Below are 15393 nucleotides of genomic sequence, written 5' to 3' on the forward strand. Positions count from 1 at the left end.
CGGCGGGACACGCCCGCCGCCCAGCGCCGGTTGCCGCGGCGCAGCGCGGCCCACGCCCGCCACGCCGCCGCATCACATAAAGGGATATAACGTTCAGCAGTGGATTCGTCACGCACAGCTAGAATCATTCCCGTACGTGACATCACCTAGCGGGCAGATGTCACAGGCGGCAGGCGTAGATGTCGGTGGCCAGGATGGCCCTTGCACCGATCTCCCAGAGCTGGTCCATCACCTGCTGGTGGCCCCGGCGGCGGACCATCACCCGCACGGCCACCCAGCCCTCGCGGTGCAGCGGCGAGACCGTGGGCCCCTCCATGCCGGGGGTGAGCGCGATGGCCTCCTCGATCCGCTCGGCGCGGATGTCGTAGTCCATCATCACGTAGTCGCGGGCGTGCAGGACGCCCTGCAGGCGGCGGACGAGCTGCTGCACCCCGGAGCTGTCCGGGGCGCCGTCGCCCCTGATCAGCACGGCCTCGGAGCGCATGATCGGCTCGCCGAACACCTCCAGGCCGACGTTGCGCAGCGTGGTGCCGGTCTCGACGACGTCGGCGACCGCGTCGGCGACGCCCAGCCGGATCGCGGTCTCGACCGCGCCGTCCAGTTTGATCACTCGCGCGTCCACGCCCTCGTCGGCCAGGTACTTGGCCAGCAGCCCGGAGTAGGAGGTCGCGATGCGCTGCCCTTCGAGGTCCTTGACCGAGGTCATGGCCCCCGCCTTGGCGGCCAGCCGGAACGTCGAGCCGCCGAACCCCAGCGGCATGACCTCCCGCACCGGGGCGCCGGAGTCGACGAGCATGTCACGGCCGGTGATCCCGGCGTCGAGGGTGCCCTCGCCGACGTAGACGGCGATGTCGCGGGGACGCAGGAAGAACAGCTCGCAGCCGTTGTCCTCGTCGACGACGACGAGCTCCTTGCTGTCCTTGCGCGGCCGGTAGCCGGCCTCCTTGAGCATGGTCTGGGCGGCCTCGCTGAGCGCGCCCTTGTTCGGTACTGCCAGACGCAGCATGTGGTGTCCTCGGGTCTCGTACGGGTGGTGGACGGAGGTCCGGGCGCGTGGAGCGGCGCCCTAAAGATGCTTGTAGACCTCGTCCAGCCCGATGCCCTTGGCGAGCATGAGCACCTGCACGTGGTAGAGGAGCTGCGAGATCTCCTCGGCGGCCCGGTCGCTCGACTCGTGCTCGGCGGCCATCCAGCTCTCGGCGGCCTCCTCGACGACCTTCTTGCCGATGGCATGGACGCCGGCGTCGAGCGCGGCCACGGTGCCCGACCCCGCGGGCCGGGTGCGCGCCTTCTCGGACAGCTCGGCGAACAGCTCTTCGAAGGTCTTCATGATCTCTCTCGTCGGTCGGCTGACGTGCGTGACAAGCCTAGTCTGCACCCCGCGACGTCACGCCCAAACGTCCATCACCCGAGACGAACGTGTCCAGCATCCGGCCGGAAACAAAAGTGCCCGCCGCATCGGAAGATGCGACGGGCAAGGAAGAACAGACGCGCGGGGCCGGCGAGCAAGGGCGCTCCGGCCGACTGTGCGCACGTCACGGTGCCCGGCCGGGGAACCGGAGGAGCGTTCCCCTGGAGGGAGGCCGGCCCCGTACGTCGAGTGGGGCCGGCCCATGCCTGCCGTAAAAAAGAAAGTGCTACCCCCGGTCGAAGCGACGGTTGTTGCGGCGGAAAGGCGTGCGCTCGTCGGAGCGCGGGCCGCCGGAGCGGTACCCGTCGCGCGGCCGGTCGTCCGAGCGGAACCCACGGTCCCGGTCGGCCGAGAACGGACGCCCGCGGTCGCCGCCCGAGTAACGCGAGCCGCGCTCGTCGGGGCGGTAGCCGTCCGGGCGGGGCCCGTCCGAGCGGGACGAACGGTCGTCGGAGCGGTAGCCACCGCGCGGACCGCGGTCGGAGTAACGCGAGCCCCGGTCGTCGCCGAAGGCGCGCGGCTCGTAGGAGCCCTCGGAGCGCCGCGACTGCGAGCCGTCCGAGTAGCGCTGCTGCGAACCGTCGGAGTAACGCTGCTGCGAACCGTCCGAGTAGCGCGACTGCGAGCCGCCGTCGGAGTAGCGCGACTGGCCGTCCGAGTAGCGCCCCTGGGAGTCGCCGTGACGGCGCGGGTAGCGGTCCTCGCCGTCGTGACGCCTGGGCCGCCGCTCGTCGCCGGAGTTGAAGCGCTCACCGGAGCCACGCCGCTCGCCGGAGCCGAACCGCTCGCCCGACCCGTGACGGCGCTCGCCGTCGAAGTCGCGGCGCGGACGGCGCCCGCGGCGGTCCGACCCGCCGTGGCCGCCCTCACGGCGCGGACGCAGCGGCTTGCGGACGTCGGGCTCCCACACCGGGATGGCCTCGCCGCTGGGCACCCGGGCGCCCGTCACCTCGGCGACGCGCGGGTGGCCCGGCGTGGCCTTGAGGCGGAACGGGTGGATCCCGGCGCGGCGGGTGAGCTGGTCGGTGGAGCGCCGCTCGCTGGGCAGCACCAGCGTCACCACGGTGCCCTTCTCGCCGGCGCGGGCGGTGCGCCCGCCCCGGTGCAGGTACGACTTGTGGTCCTGCGGCGGGTCGACGTGCAGCACGAGGCTGATGTTGTCGACGTGGATGCCTCGCGCCGCCACGTCGGTGCAGACGAGCACGTTGACGGTGCCCTCGCGGAACTCGGCGAGGATGCGGGTGCGCTGGTTCTGGCGCTTGCCGCCGTGCAGGCCGCCCGACTTGACGCCGACACGGGCCAGCTGCTTGCACAGCCGGTCCACGCCGTGCTGGGTGCGGACGAAGATGATCGTCCGGCCCTCGCGGTTGGCGATCTCGGCCGTGACGTCGAACTTCTCGTCGCGCGTCACCTGCATGACGTGGTGCTCCATGGTGTCGACCGGGGAGGTCGCGGGCGCCACGGAGTGGGTGATCGGGTCCTTCAGGAAGCGCTGCACCAGCTTGTCGACGTCGCCGTCGAGCGTGGCCGAGAACAGCAGCCGCTGCCCGTCCGCCGGGGTCTGCGCGAGCAGCTCGGTGACGACGGGGAAGAAGCCGAGGTCGCACATGTGGTCGGCCTCGTCGAGGACGCTGACCTCGATGTCGGCCAGCGAGCACTCGCCCTGCCTGATCAGGTCGCCGAGGCGGCCCGGGGTGGCGATGACGACGTCGATGCCGCGCCGCAGCGCCTCGATCTGCTTGCCCATGGACATGCCGCCGACGACGACCTTCATGCGCAGGCCCAGGCCGCGGCCGAGGGGTTCGAGGGCGTCGTGCACCTGGAGCGCGAGCTCACGGGTGGGCACCAGGACCATTGCGCGGGGACGGCCCGGGGTGGGCCGGACGCCGGCGATGCGGGCCATCAGGGGCAGCCCGAAGGCGAGGGTCTTGCCGGAGCCGGTCTGGCCGCGCCCGAGCACGTTGGCGCCGGCGAGCACGTCCGGGATGGTCGCGCTCTGGATGGGGAACGGGCTGTCGATACCCTGTTTGGCCAGTCCGGTGACGAGCGGCTTGGGCAGGCCGAGCAGCTCGAATTCGGACGGACCCTGCTCGGGGGCGAGCTCGGGCAGGACAGCGTCAAGCATGGTCACGAAGGTCGTGCCTTTCAGTCGAAGTGGCGCGTCACTTCTGCGAAAAGGACGAGCCGGGACGTACGGCGTCTGTGCCGTAGCTCATTGCATGCGGGTGCCGGGCACCCGCTGGGTGGGGACAGGCCCGAACGCCGGGCCATCTACGCGCACCCATCTGCCGGCCGCAGGCGGCTAGAAACGCACGGTTGGTGCGCTAGGTGCACGTGGTGCCAACACGAGGAAGACTCAGAGTATTCCCCGACCAGTGTGGCACGCTGAAGCGGCTGACACCGGAATGTCAGCCGAACAGCAAAAGATCAGACGTTGAAGCCTAGCATACGAAGTTGCTCACGGCCCTCATCGGTGATCTTGTCCGGGCCCCACGGCGGCAGCCAGACCCAGTTGATCTTGACGTCGGAGACCATGCCGTCGAGCGAGGAATGGGCCTGGTCCTCGATGACGTCCGTCAGCGGGCAGGCCGCGCTGGTCAGCGTCATGTCGATGGTGGCCACGGGCTGGCCGCCCTCGACGGGGTCGAGGTTGAGGCCGTAGATCAGGCCCAGGTCCACGACGTTGATGCCCAGCTCGGGGTCCACGACGTCCTTGAGCGCCTCCATGACCTCGTCGACGGTGACGTCACCGTCGAACCCGGTAGGCGTCTCCACCGGCTTGCTCATCGGGCAGCACTCCTCACGTCTCTCATCGCGCGCTCCGCACGACCGCGTCCTTGTACGCCATCCACGACAGCAGCGCGCACTTCACGCGCGCAGGGAACTTGGCCACGCCCGCGAACGCCACGGCGTCCCCGAGCACGTCCTCGTCCGCCTCCACCTTGCCCCTGCCCTGCATGAGGCGGGTGAACTCATCCACCACCGACAGCGTCTCCTCGACCGTCGAGCCGGTGGTCAGCTCGTGCAGCACCGAGGCGGCGGCCTGGCTGATCGAGCAGCCCTGCCCGTCGTAGGAGACGTCCTCGATCTTGCCGGCGTCGCCCACCTTGACCCTGAGCGTGATCTCGTCGCCGCACGTCGGGTTCACGTGGTGAACCTCGGCGTCGTACGGCTCACGCAGCCCCCGCCCCTGCGGGTGCTTGTAGTGTTCCAGGATCAGCTCCTGGTACATCGACTCGCCGATCATGGCTATGCGAACACCTTCTGAACGTGATGGAGACCGCGGACCAGGGCATCGATCTCGCCCGTGGTGTTGTACAGGTAGAACGACGCTCGGGTGGTCGCCGGTATTCCGAACCTGAGGTGCAGGGGCCGCGCGCAGTGGTGCCCCACCCGGACCGCGATGCCGAACTCGTCGTCGAGGATCTGCCCCACGTCGTGCGGGTGGATGCCCTCCAGCGTGAACGACAGGGTCGCGCCCCGCCGCTCCAGCGAGTCGGGCCCGATCAGGCGCAGCGTGGGCACCTCGCGCAGCGCGTCGAGCGCGTGCGCCGTCAGGTCGCGCTCGTGCGCCTCGATGGCCTCCATGCCGACGCCGGACAGGTAGTCGACAGCCGCGCCCAGGCCGATGGCCTCGACGATCGGCGGGGTGCCGGCCTCGAACTTGTGGGGCACGGCCGCGTACGTCGAGTGGTCCATCCAGACGGCCTCGATCATCTCGCCGCCGCCCATGAACGGAGGCATGGCCTCCAGCAGCTCGGCCCGCCCCCACAGCACCCCGATGCCCGAGGGGCCGACCATCTTGTGCCCGGTGAAGGCCACGAAGTCGACGCCCAGCGACGCCATGTCGACGGCGTGGTGCGGCACGGACTGGGAGGCGTCGAGCATCACCAGCGCGCCGACCTCACGGGCCCTGCGCAGCACGTCGGCGACCGGGTTGACGGTGCCGAGCACGTTCGACTGGTGGGCGATGGACACGATCTTCGTGCGCTCGGTGACGAGCCCGGAGATGCCGGACAGGTCGAGCCGGCCCTCGTCGGTGACGCCGAACCACTTCAGCGTGGCGCCGGTGCGCTGGGCCAGGAACTGCCACGGCACGATGTTGGAGTGGTGCTCCATCTCCGAGATGACGATCTCGTCGCCGGGGCCGAGCGTGAAGCGCGGGTCGGTGTTGGACCGGTTGCCGAAGGAGTAGGCGACCAGGTTGAGCGCCTCGGAGGCGTTCTTGGTGAAGATCACCTCGTCACGCGACGGCGCGCCGATGAAGGCGGCCACCTTGTCGCGCGCGCTCTCGTAAGCCTCGGTCGACTCCGAACCGAGCGCGTGCATGGCGCGTCCGACATTGCTGTAGTGCATCGCCATGTGCTCACGCATGGTCTCGACGACCGGGGTGGGCTTCTGGGAGGAGTTGCCCGAGTCGAGATAGACGAGCGGACGCCCGCCGGGCAGCTCGCGGGAGAGGACCGGGAAATCCTTCCTGATCCTCTCCACGTCAAAGCTGGTGGATGTCATGCAGATGCCTTCGTGTACTGCTCGTAGCCCTCGGACTCGAGCTTGTCGGCCAGCTCCGGCCCGCCCTCCTCGACGACCCGCCCGTTGGCGAAGACGTGCACGAAGTCGGGCTTCACGTAGCGCAGGATGCGCGTGTAGTGCGTGATCAGCAGCACACCGGTCTCACCGGAGGCGCGGAAGCGGTTGATGCCCTCGGACACCACGCGCAGCGCGTCCACGTCGAGGCCGGAGTCGGTCTCGTCGAGCACGGCGATCTTCGGCTTGAGCAGCTCCAGCTGAAGGATCTCGTGGCGCTTCTTCTCGCCGCCGGAGAAGCCCTCGTTCAGGTTGCGCTGGGCGAAGGCGGGGTCGATGGACAGGCCGTCCATGCCGGCCTTGAGGTCCTTGGCGAACTCGCGCAGCTTGGGCGCCTCACCGCGGATCGAGGTGACGGCCGAGCGCAGGAAGTTGGACACCGACACGCCGGGCACCTCGACCGGGTACTGCATGGCCAGGAACAGGCCGGCGCGGGCCCGCTCGTCGACCGACAGCTCCAGCAGGTCGACGCCGTCGAGCAGGACCTGGCCGCCGGTGATGGTGTACTTCGGGTGACCGGCGACGGCGTAGGCGAGCGTGGACTTGCCCGACCCGTTGGGCCCCATGATGGCGTGGGTCTCGCCCGCCCTCACGGTGAGGTTGACGCCGCGCAGGATTTCCTTGTCCTCGACGGCGACCTTCAGGTCACGGATCTCCAGGGTGGACATGTGTTATGACTCCTTCGAGAGCGAGACGAGCACGTCATCGCCGTCGACTTTGACTGAGTAGACGTTCACGGGCTGGGTGGCGGGCGGGCCGGTGGGCTTGCCGGAGCGGATGTCGAAGCACGAGCCGTGCAGCCAGCACTCCAGCGTGTCCTGGTAGACCTCGCCCTCGCTGAGCTTCACCTCGGCGTGCGAGCAGACGTCGTGCAGGGCGAACACGTCCTGGCCCTTGCGGACCAGCGCCACCGGGGTCTCGCCGACCTCCACGCCGAGGACTCCCTCGTCGGGGATGTCCTCGACCTGGCACACCTTCTCGAAACTCATCGGGCGAGCTCCGCCTCCACCGCGCTCAGCACGCGCTCGCGGATCTCCTCGACCTGGATCTTCTCGATGAGCTGGCCGAGGAAGCCCCTGACGACCAGGCGGCGCGCCTCGTCGCGGGGGATGCCGCGGGCCTGGAGGTAGAAGATGTGCTCGTCGTCGAGCCGGCCGGAGGCGGAGGCGTGCCCCGCCCCGGCGACCTCGCCGGTGAGGATCTCCAGGTTGGGCACCGAGTCGGCGCGGGCGCCGTCGGTGAGGATGAGGTTGCGGTTGAGCTCGTAGGTGTCGGTGCCCTCGGCCTCGACCCTGATGATCACGTCGCCGATCCAGACGGCGTGCGCGTCCTGGCCCTGCAGGGCGCCGCGGTAGTCGACGTTGCTCTTGCAGTGGGGCTGGGAGTGGTCGACCAGCAGGCGGTGCTCCAGGTGCTGGCCCGCGTCCACGAAGTAGACGCCGGACAGGTCGGCGTCGCCGCCTGGAGCGGTGTAGGAGACGCTGGGCGACAGGCGCACGAGGTCGCCGCCGAGGGTCACCACGAAGCTCCTGAACGTGGCGTCCTTGGCGAGCTGGGCGTGGTGGTGCGAGACGTGGACCGCGTCGTCGTCCCAGTCCTGGAGGCTGACGACCTTGAGCGAGGCGCCGTCGCCGACGACGAACTCGACGTTGTCGGCGTAGACCGCGCTGCCCGCGTGCTCGACGATGACCACGGCCTCGGCCAGCGGCTCCACGGCGACCACGATGTGGCCGTAGGTGGCGCCGTCGAGGCCGCCGCCGCGCACCTCGATCCTGATCGGCCCGTCCGGTGTGGCCTCCTTGGGCACGGTCACGACCAGCGCCTTCTCGAAGGCGTTGTAGGCCTGCGCGCTGACCCGGTCGGCGGGCACGTACGCCCTGCCGATCCGCGCGTCCTCGCGCCCGACCCACTCGGCGGTGACGCCCGCCGGGGTGTGGGCCGTGGTGATCGCCTGGCCGGTGATGGCCGCCTTGCCGTTGTGCAGGCCCTTCAGGCGGGCCAGCGGCGTGAACCGCCAAGCCTCCTCGCGCCCGGTGGGCACCTCGAAGTCGCCCAGCTCGTACGACGCCTTCTCGTGAAGGGTCGACAGGGGCTTCTCGTTCAGGCCCATCAGCCGACGGCTCCTTCCATCTGCAGCTCGATCAGGCGGTTGAGCTCCAGGGCGTACTCCATGGGCAGCTCACGCGCGATCGGCTCGACGAAGCCGCGCACGATCATCGCCATCGCCTCGTCCTCGTCGAGCCCGCGGCTCATGAGGTAGAAGAGCTGGTCCTCGCTGACCTTGGAGACCGTGGCCTCGTGGCCCATCGAGACGTCGTCCTCGCGGACGTCCACGTACGGGTAGGTGTCGGAGCGGCTGATCTGGTCGACCAGCAGCGCGTCGCACTTGACCGTGCTGGCGCTGCCGTGCGCGCCCTCCTCGATCTGCACCAGGCCGCGGTAGGAGGTGCGGCCGCCGCCGCGCGCCACCGACTTGGAGATGACGCTGGAGCTGGTGTGCGGCGCCAGGTGCACCATCTTGGAGCCGGCGTCCTGGTGCTGGCCCTCGCCCGCGAACGCGACGCTCAGCGTCTCGCCCTTGGCGCGCTCGCCCATCAGGTAGACGGCCGGGTACTTCATGGTGACCTTGGAGCCGATGTTGCCGTCGATCCACTCCATGGTCGCGCCCTCGTAGGCGACGGCGCGCTTGGTGACCAGGTTGTAGACGTTGTTCGACCAGTTCTGGATGGTCGTGTAACGGCAGCGGGCGTTCTTCTTCACCACGATCTCGACGACCGCGCTGTGCAGGGAGTCGCTGCTGTAGATCGGGGCGGTGCAGCCCTCGACGTAGTGGACGTAGCTGTTCTCGTCCACGATGATCAGGGTCCGCTCGAACTGGCCCATGTTCTCGGTGTTGATCCGGAAGTAGGCCTGCAGCGGGATCTCGACCTGGACGTTCGGCGGCACGTAGATGAACGAGCCGCCGGACCACACCGAGGTGTTGAGCGCGGCGAACTTGTTGTCGCCCACCGGGATGACCGAGCCGAAGTACTCCTTGAAGAGCTCCTCGTGCTCCTTCAGGCCGGTGTCGGTGTCGACGAAGATGACACCCTTCTCCTCAAGGTCCTCGCGGATCTTGTGGTAGACGACCTCGGACTCGTACTGGGCGGCGACGCCGGCGATGAGCCGCTGCTTCTCCGCCTCGGGGATGCCGAGCTTGTCGTAGGTGTTCTTGATGTCGGCGGGCAGCTCGTCCCAGGAAGCGGCCTGCTTCTCGGTCGAGCGCACGAAGTACTTGATGTTGTCGAAGTCGATGCCGGTGAGGTCGGAGCCCCAGGTGGGCAGCGGCTTCTTGCCGAACAGGCGGAGGCCCTTCAGGCGGAGGTCGAGCATCCACTCCGGCTCGTTCTTGAGCCTGGAGATGTCGCGGACGACCTCCTCGGACAGGCCGCGCTTGGCCGCCGACCCGGCGACATCAGAGTCGGCCCAGCCGAACTTGTAATTCCCGAGGCCTTCCAGCTCCGGGCGGTCGGTGACAGTCACCTTCCGGTCTCCTTGTTCTTGGCTTTATGTGCGGGAGCCAGCGATTGCGGGCTGACATGTGTCGTGCAGACCCCGTCGCCGTGGGCGATGGTGGCCAGGCGCTGCACCGGGACGCCGAGCAGCTGCGCGAACGCCTCCGTCTCGGCCTCACACAGCTGCGGGAACTCCGCGGCCGCGTGCGCCACCGGGCAGTGGTGCTGGCAGAGCTGGACTCCGCCGGACTTGGCCTTGGAGGCCGAGGCGGCGTATCCCTCCGCCGACAGCGCCTGCGCCAGCACTTCCACGCGCTGGTCCGCGGGCACCGTCCGCATGACCGGCTCCAGCCGCCGCAGCAGTCCGGAGACCTGCGTGCGGGCGAAGTCGGACACCGCCTCCTGTCCCATGCGCTCGGCCAGGAAGCGCAGCGCGCTGCCGGCGAGGTCGTCATAGGCGTGCTCGAAGGCACTGCGCCCCGCGTCGGTGATGGCGAACAGCTTGGCCGGCCGCCCTCGTCCGCGCTGGCCGCGCGGCCGCACCGTGCGAGGCTCTATCATCCCGTCGGCCGTCAGCGCGTCGAGATGGCGGCGGACGGCGGCGGGCGTGAGCCCGAGCCGCTCGCCCAGCGCGGCGGCCGCGACGGGTCCGTGCTCCAGGATCAGCCGGGCGACACGGGCGCGCGTGCTGCGCTCGCTGCCTGGCTCGATCGAAGGAGTCACGTTTTTCACAACATCAGTGTGCCGTAATTCCTTCCCGGTTCTCAAACCGATCCGGTAACTCGGAGAATGGAATTTCTCACGCAGGGTAGGCTTACCTAACTTGGCGCCCGAGCAGCGCGAAGGTGAGCGCGGCGCAGGCGAGGAGCCCCAGCATGACCGCCGCCATGGGCACCGCCGAGCTCTCGCCGGCCAGCCCCACCAGGGGCGCGGCCACGGCTCCGAGCGCGAACTGCAGCACGCCGAGCAGGGCCGAGGCGCTGCCGGCGACCTGCTGCGGCTGCCCGGCCAGCGCCAGCGCGCCGGTGCCGGGTATGACCAGGCCCTGGCCGCACATGATGACGAACAGCCCCGCCACGACCCCGGCCAGCCCCAGCCCGGTGACGGCCGCGGTCATCAGCAGCGCGGCCCCGGCCAGGGCGAGGGCGAGACCCGCGACCACCAGGCGGGCGGGGCTCACCCGGCCCGCCAGCCGTCCGCCGACCTGCGCCATGAGGGTCAGGCCGACGGCGTTGAGCCCGAAGATGAGCGAGTACTGCTGCGGGGTGGCGCCGTAGTACTCCTGGAGCACGAAGGGCGAGCCGGAGATGTAGCCGAACATGGCGGCGAAGGCCAGGCCGGCGGTCAGGGCGTACCCGATGAACGACCGGTCGCGCAGCAACTGCCAGAAGGTGGTGGCGGTCTGCTTCAGTCCGCCGCCGTGGCGGCCCTCGGCGGGCAGCGTCTCGCGCACCCCGCCGAGCACGGCCACCAGCAGCACCGCGCCGGCGATGCTCAGCGCGACGAACACGCCGCGCCAGGAGGTGAACGACAGCAGCTGGGCGCCCGCGATCGGGGCCAGGATCGGCGCCAGGCCGCTGACCAGCATGAGCGTGGCGAAGATGCGCGCGATGGCGGCGCCCTCGTACAGGTCGCGGACCACGGCGCGGACGATGACCAGGGCCGCGCCGCCCAGGATGCCCTGCATGAGGCGGAAGCCGACCAGGACCGGCACCGAGGGGGCGAACGCGCACAGCAGCGAGGCGGCCGTGTAGCCGGCCACGCCCACGATCAGCGGCATCCTGCGGCCGCGCACGTCGCTCACGGGCCCGGCGATGACCTGGCCGACCGAGACGCCGATGAGGCAGGCGGTCAGCGTGAGCTGCACCTGGGCGGGCGCGCTGAGCAGTTCGCCGGTGATGGCGGGCAGCGCCGGCAGATACATGTCGATCGAGAGCGGCCCGATGGCCGAGAGGGCGCCGAGGATCAGGAGCAGAAGTCCGCGGCGGCCCCCCTTCTGTGCGACAGACGACGTGACCGGCGTGGCCTCTGCCACGGACATGCGCGAACCCCTCTCCCTCGCAGGCGTGCGGCCCCACGAGGGCCGAGGAGTGCAACCGGGTATAGGTCCTCCTAATTCCCGGTTATCAGATATTTAGCCGGTTTCGCGGAGCTGAATCACGGAGAGCGACGCCCCCTGGGGATCGGTGAACATCGCGAACCGCCCCGGCGGGGAGTCCATGGCGTCCACGAGGACCGCCGCGCCCGCCTCCAGGGCCGTGCGGACCGTCTCGTCGAGGTCGGCGACGGCGAAGTACACCATCCAGTGCGACGGGGTGCGCGGCGGGTAGTCCGGCGACATCTCGATCATGCCGGCGATGCTCCGGTCCCCCGCCTGCCATTCGGTGTACCTGACGCCCTCCGTCTCCTGCGGGCGGGGGCTCCAGCCGAAGACGGCCGAGCAGAACCGCCCGGCGCCGGCCGGATCCCGGGTGACCAGCTCGTTCCAGCAGAACGAGACCGGCTCGTTGACCAGCTCGGCGCCCTTGTGCTCGCCCGGCTGCCAGACCGAGACGTACGACTGGTCGGGAGCCTGGAAGACGGCCATGACGCCCTCGTCGAAGACCTTCATGGGCTCCGTGACGACGGTGCCGCCGGAGTTCTTGACCCGGTCGGCGGTGGCGGCGGCGTCGTCGGTGGCGACGTAGGTGTTCCAGGCCGAGGGCATGTCCCCGGCGAACACGGGACCCACGCCCGCGACCTTCTTGCCGTCGTAGGTGAATTGTCCGTAGCCTCCGGCGGCGGGATCGTCGGCCGTCTCCACCCGCCAGCCGAAGACCCGGCCGTAGAAGGCCACGGACGCCTCGACATCGGTGCTCGACAGATCCACCCAGCACGGGACGCCGGGCGCATAGCCACTACGTTGTGACATGGCGCTACCTCCTGTGATGTGCACCTCACTCTCAGACTTTCACTCCTGGGTGATCGAGTCCGCGAAACGGGCGGGCCGGCGGCTGTCCATATCCGGCCATGCGGGGTTGCGCCACGGGGCGGCCGGAGCAGTCCCTACACTCGTGGCCATGGAATCCCCAGCCGTCGAGCTCATCGACCTGGTCAAGCGCTACGGCGGCACCACCGCGATCGACGGCCTGTCCCTGCGCGCGGAGCGGGGCGCGGTCACCGCCGTGCTCGGGCCGAACGGCGCGGGCAAGACCTCCACGGTCGAGATCTGCGAGGGGTTCCGCACGGCCGACGCGGGCACGGTGCGGGTGCTGGGCCTGCCGCCCGGCCGGTCCGCGCTGCGGCCCCGCGTGGGCGTCATGCTGCAGGCCGGGGGCGTGCCGCCGGCCGCGCGCTGCGCCGAGTGGCTGCGCCTGGTCTCGCGCCTGTACGCCCGTCCGCTCGACTGCGCCGCGCTGCTGTCGCGGCTCGGGCTGACCGAGCACGCCCGCACCCCGTACCGCCGGCTGTCGGGAGGGCAGCAGCAGCGGCTCTCGCTGGCCGCGGCCGTCGTGGGCCGCCCCGAGTTGGTCTTCCTCGACGAGCCGACGGCCGGGCTCGACCCGCAGGCCAGGCACGCCTGCTGGGAGCTGGTCGGCGAGCTGCGCTCGGCGGGCGTCGCGGTGGTGCTGACCACCCACCACATGGACGAGGCCGAGCGCCTGGCCGACCACGTGGTGATCATCGACCGCGGGCGGGTGGTGGCCGAGGGCAGCCCCGCCTCGCTCACCGGGGCCGAGCGCCAGCTTCGCTTCAGGGCCCGGCCGGGGCTGGGGCTGGACGAGCTGCTCAACGCGCTGCCCGACGGCAGCGCGGCCAAGGAGTCGCCCGCCGGGCACTACATCATCGAGGGCCAGGTGGGGCCCGAGCTGCTGGCGACCGTGACGGCGTGGTGCGCCGCCGAGGGCGTCACGGCCGACGACCTGCGCATCGAGCGCCGCACGCTCGAGGACGTCTTCCTGGAGCTGACCGGCAGGGAGCTGCGATGACCGATTCCCGAGCGACCGCGCTCGACTTCACGCCCGCCCCCGCCGCCGCGCCGTTCGGGCGGATGGTGCTGGCCCAGGCGGGCGCCGAGGTGCGGGCGACGCTGCGCAACGGCGAGCAGCTCCTGCTGACGCTGATCATCCCGGTGCTGCTGCTCGTCGGGTTCTCCCTCGCGCCGCTCATCGACATCGGCGGGGGCAGCCGGATCGACTTCCTGGCGCCGGGCGTGCTGGCGCTGGCGATCATGTCCACGGCGTTCACCGGCCAGGCCATCGCGACCGGCTTCGAGCGCCGGTACGGGGTGCTGAAGCGGCTGGGCGCGACCCCGCTGTCCAGGGCCGGGCTGCTGCTGGCCAAGACGGCGGCGGTGGTCGCGGTGGAGTGCGTCCAGGTGGCGGTGATCGTCGCCGTGGCGCTGGCGCTCGGCTGGCGGCCGGCCGGCTCGCCGCTGGCGGTGCTGCAGGCGCTGCTGCTGGTGCTGCTGGGCACGGCGGCCTTCAGCGGGCTGGGGCTGCTCATGGCGGGCACGCTGCGGGCCGAGGCGACGCTGGCGGCGGCCAACCTGGTCTACCTGGTGCTGCTGGGGGCGGGCGGGGTGGTCTTCCCGCTGTCGAAGTTCCCGGCCGGGATGCGGCCGGCGCTGGAGCTGCTGCCCATCTCGGCGCTGACCGGCGGCCTGCGCTCGGTGCTGACCGGCGGCGCGGCCCTGCCGCTGGGGGCGCTGGCCGTCCTGGCCGCCTGGGCGGTGCTGTCGCTGGGGCTGGCGGCGCGCACGTTCCGCTGGGAGTGAGCGCCCGGACGCGTTGCCGTCGTCCAGGCCGTCGTCCAGGTCGTCGTCAGGGTTCGTCGCCCGAGGGTGCTCAGGCCGACTCGCGGGTCCCGTAGCGGCGGCGGCCGAGGGCGGCGATCACCGTCAGCGGCACCGCCGTGGCGGCGGCGAGGCCGAACAGCAGCGCGTAGCTGCCCTGCTCGGCGGCCGGCCCGCCGGCCCATGACGACACGGCGCTGCCGACGAACAGGGCCGCGGCGAAGAACGCCACGCTGGTCCCCCTGGCCCGCGGCGCGACGGAGGTCACCCAGGTCTGCAGCGACGAGTGCAGGAACGACCACCCGCCGCCCAGCAGCAGCGCCGTCACGGCGACGGCGGGCAGGCTGACGCCGGCCGCCACGAGCGCGTACCCGGCGCAGAGCTGCGCTCCCCCGACCGCCATGAGCGCGGGCGGCGCCCATGTCCGCGACAGCCGCTTGACCAGCCGGGTGGACAGCCACAGCCCGATCCCGTACGTGGCGGTGGTGAGCCCCGCGACGGCCACGCTCACGCCCTGGTGCACCAGGGCGGCGGGCAGGAAGGCCATCACGCCGATCAGGATCGCCCCCTCGACGAACGCCAGCGCGAACACCAGCAGCGCCCACGGCTTGCGCAGCACGTCGCCCACGTGCCGGCCCAGCCCGCCCACCTCGGCCCTGGGCGGCTCGGGCAGCGAGCGCAGCGCGAGGGCGCACAGCAGCGCGCAGAGCGCGGGCACGGCGAAGGAGACGTGCCAGCTGACCAGGTCGGCCAGCACCCCGGCCAGCGCGCTGGCCATGGCGGTGCCCAGCGCCCCCGCGCCCATCAGGTCCGTCAGGGCGCGCTGCCGCCCGCCGGTCTCGACGGTGTCGCCCACGTACGTCAGCGAGGTCGGGATCACCGCGCCGAAGCAGGCGCCCGCCACGATCCTCGACACCACGAGCGCGCCCAGCACGGGCATCAGCGCCGAGGCCAGCCCGGCCGCCGCCGCGCCGAACAGCGCCGCCCGCATCACCCGCACCCGGCCGAACCGGTCCGACAGCACGCCCCACAGCGGCTGCGACAGCCCGTACGCCAGGTAGTAGCCGCTGGCCACCGCGACCGCCGCGGCCAGCGGGACACGCAGGCTCGCGGCGATGAGGACGAGC

Annotated in this window: 16 protein-coding genes; 2 read left to right on the forward strand and 14 right to left on the reverse strand. The window is 71.0% G+C overall.

What is annotated here, in order from left to right; genetic code table 11:
* Positions 1-160 precede the first annotated feature (160 nt).
* The 13 genes from hisG to KME77_RS02505 all read right to left on the reverse strand — a co-directional run bounded on the left by hisG (position 161) and on the right by KME77_RS02505 (position 12403).
* Positions 161-1006 (reverse strand): ATP phosphoribosyltransferase, encoded by an 846-nt coding sequence (gene hisG, locus KME77_RS02445; protein WP_219461302.1) that lies wholly within the window; start codon positions 1004-1006, stop codon positions 161-163.
* Between the two features lie 60 nt (positions 1007-1066).
* Positions 1067-1330: a phosphoribosyl-ATP diphosphatase gene (locus tag KME77_RS02450; RefSeq protein ID WP_214636287.1), complete on the reverse strand. Its 264-nt coding sequence runs from the start codon at positions 1328-1330 to the stop codon at positions 1067-1069.
* A gap of 307 nt (positions 1331-1637) precedes the next feature.
* Positions 1638-3536: a DEAD/DEAH box helicase gene (locus KME77_RS02455; RefSeq protein WP_219461307.1), complete on the reverse strand. Its 1899-nt coding sequence runs from the start codon at positions 3534-3536 to the stop codon at positions 1638-1640.
* Between the two features lie 302 nt (positions 3537-3838).
* The gene (locus KME77_RS02460; RefSeq protein ID WP_219461310.1) at positions 3839-4198 is read right to left on the reverse strand and encodes a metal-sulfur cluster assembly factor; all 360 of its coding nucleotides are present in this window, start codon (positions 4196-4198) and stop codon (positions 3839-3841) included.
* A 22-nt stretch (positions 4199-4220) separates the two neighbouring features.
* Positions 4221-4658 carry a Fe-S cluster assembly sulfur transfer protein SufU gene (gene sufU / locus KME77_RS02465; protein WP_219461312.1) on the reverse strand — a complete coding sequence of 146 codons (438 nt, stop codon included), beginning with the start codon at positions 4656-4658 and terminating at the stop codon, positions 4221-4223.
* 2 nt (positions 4659-4660) lie between these two features.
* Positions 4661-5923 (reverse strand): cysteine desulfurase, encoded by a 1263-nt coding sequence (locus KME77_RS02470; RefSeq protein WP_219461317.1) that lies wholly within the window; start codon positions 5921-5923, stop codon positions 4661-4663.
* Positions 5920-6666, reverse strand: coding sequence for a Fe-S cluster assembly ATPase SufC (gene sufC, locus KME77_RS02475; protein WP_219461321.1), 747 nt, complete (start codon positions 6664-6666; stop codon positions 5920-5922). The genes KME77_RS02470 and sufC overlap by 4 nt, the downstream gene beginning before the upstream one ends.
* A 3-nt stretch (positions 6667-6669) precedes the next feature.
* The gene (locus KME77_RS02480) at positions 6670-6987 is read right to left on the reverse strand and encodes a Rieske (2Fe-2S) protein (protein ID WP_219461324.1); all 318 of its coding nucleotides are present in this window, start codon (positions 6985-6987) and stop codon (positions 6670-6672) included.
* Entirely contained in the window at positions 6984-8108 is a 1125-nt protein-coding gene (gene sufD, locus KME77_RS02485) for a Fe-S cluster assembly protein SufD (protein ID WP_219461328.1), read from the reverse strand. Before sufD ends, KME77_RS02480 begins: the two co-directional genes overlap by 4 nt.
* Positions 8108-9520 (reverse strand): Fe-S cluster assembly protein SufB, encoded by a 1413-nt coding sequence (gene sufB, locus KME77_RS02490; RefSeq protein WP_219461330.1) that lies wholly within the window; start codon positions 9518-9520, stop codon positions 8108-8110. The genes sufD and sufB overlap by 1 nt, the downstream gene beginning before the upstream one ends.
* Entirely contained in the window at positions 9517-10215 is a 699-nt protein-coding gene (locus KME77_RS02495) for a helix-turn-helix transcriptional regulator (RefSeq protein WP_308250511.1), read from the reverse strand. The genes sufB and KME77_RS02495 overlap by 4 nt, the downstream gene beginning before the upstream one ends.
* A 91-nt stretch (positions 10216-10306) precedes the next feature.
* The gene (locus KME77_RS02500; RefSeq protein ID WP_219461337.1) at positions 10307-11533 is read right to left on the reverse strand and encodes a multidrug effflux MFS transporter; all 1227 of its coding nucleotides are present in this window, start codon (positions 11531-11533) and stop codon (positions 10307-10309) included.
* A 93-nt stretch (positions 11534-11626) separates the two neighbouring features.
* Complete coding sequence (locus KME77_RS02505; protein ID WP_219461339.1) at positions 11627-12403, reverse strand: VOC family protein; 777 nt, start codon at positions 12401-12403, stop codon at positions 11627-11629.
* A gap of 148 nt (positions 12404-12551) precedes the next feature.
* On the opposite strand from KME77_RS02505, the gene KME77_RS02510 reads away from it, so the two are divergent.
* Together KME77_RS02510 and KME77_RS02515 are read left to right on the forward strand one after the other, a co-directional pair.
* Complete coding sequence (locus KME77_RS02510; protein ID WP_219461342.1) at positions 12552-13460, forward strand: ABC transporter ATP-binding protein; 909 nt, start codon at positions 12552-12554, stop codon at positions 13458-13460.
* A complete protein-coding gene (locus KME77_RS02515) occupies positions 13457-14248 on the forward strand; it encodes an ABC transporter permease (protein ID WP_219461346.1) in 792 nt (263 codons plus the stop codon). Before KME77_RS02510 ends, KME77_RS02515 begins: the two co-directional genes overlap by 4 nt.
* A 70-nt stretch (positions 14249-14318) precedes the next feature.
* Here the strand turns inward: KME77_RS02515 and KME77_RS02520 are convergent.
* Positions 14319-15393: MFS transporter (locus KME77_RS02520; RefSeq protein WP_219461348.1), on the reverse strand; the 1075-nt coding region annotated here is incomplete at its 5' end.

Origin of the sequence: Nonomuraea rhizosphaerae (assembly GCF_019396405.1) — a bacterium.
Taxonomy (GTDB): Bacteria; Actinomycetota; Actinomycetes; order Streptosporangiales; family Streptosporangiaceae; genus Nonomuraea; species Nonomuraea rhizosphaerae.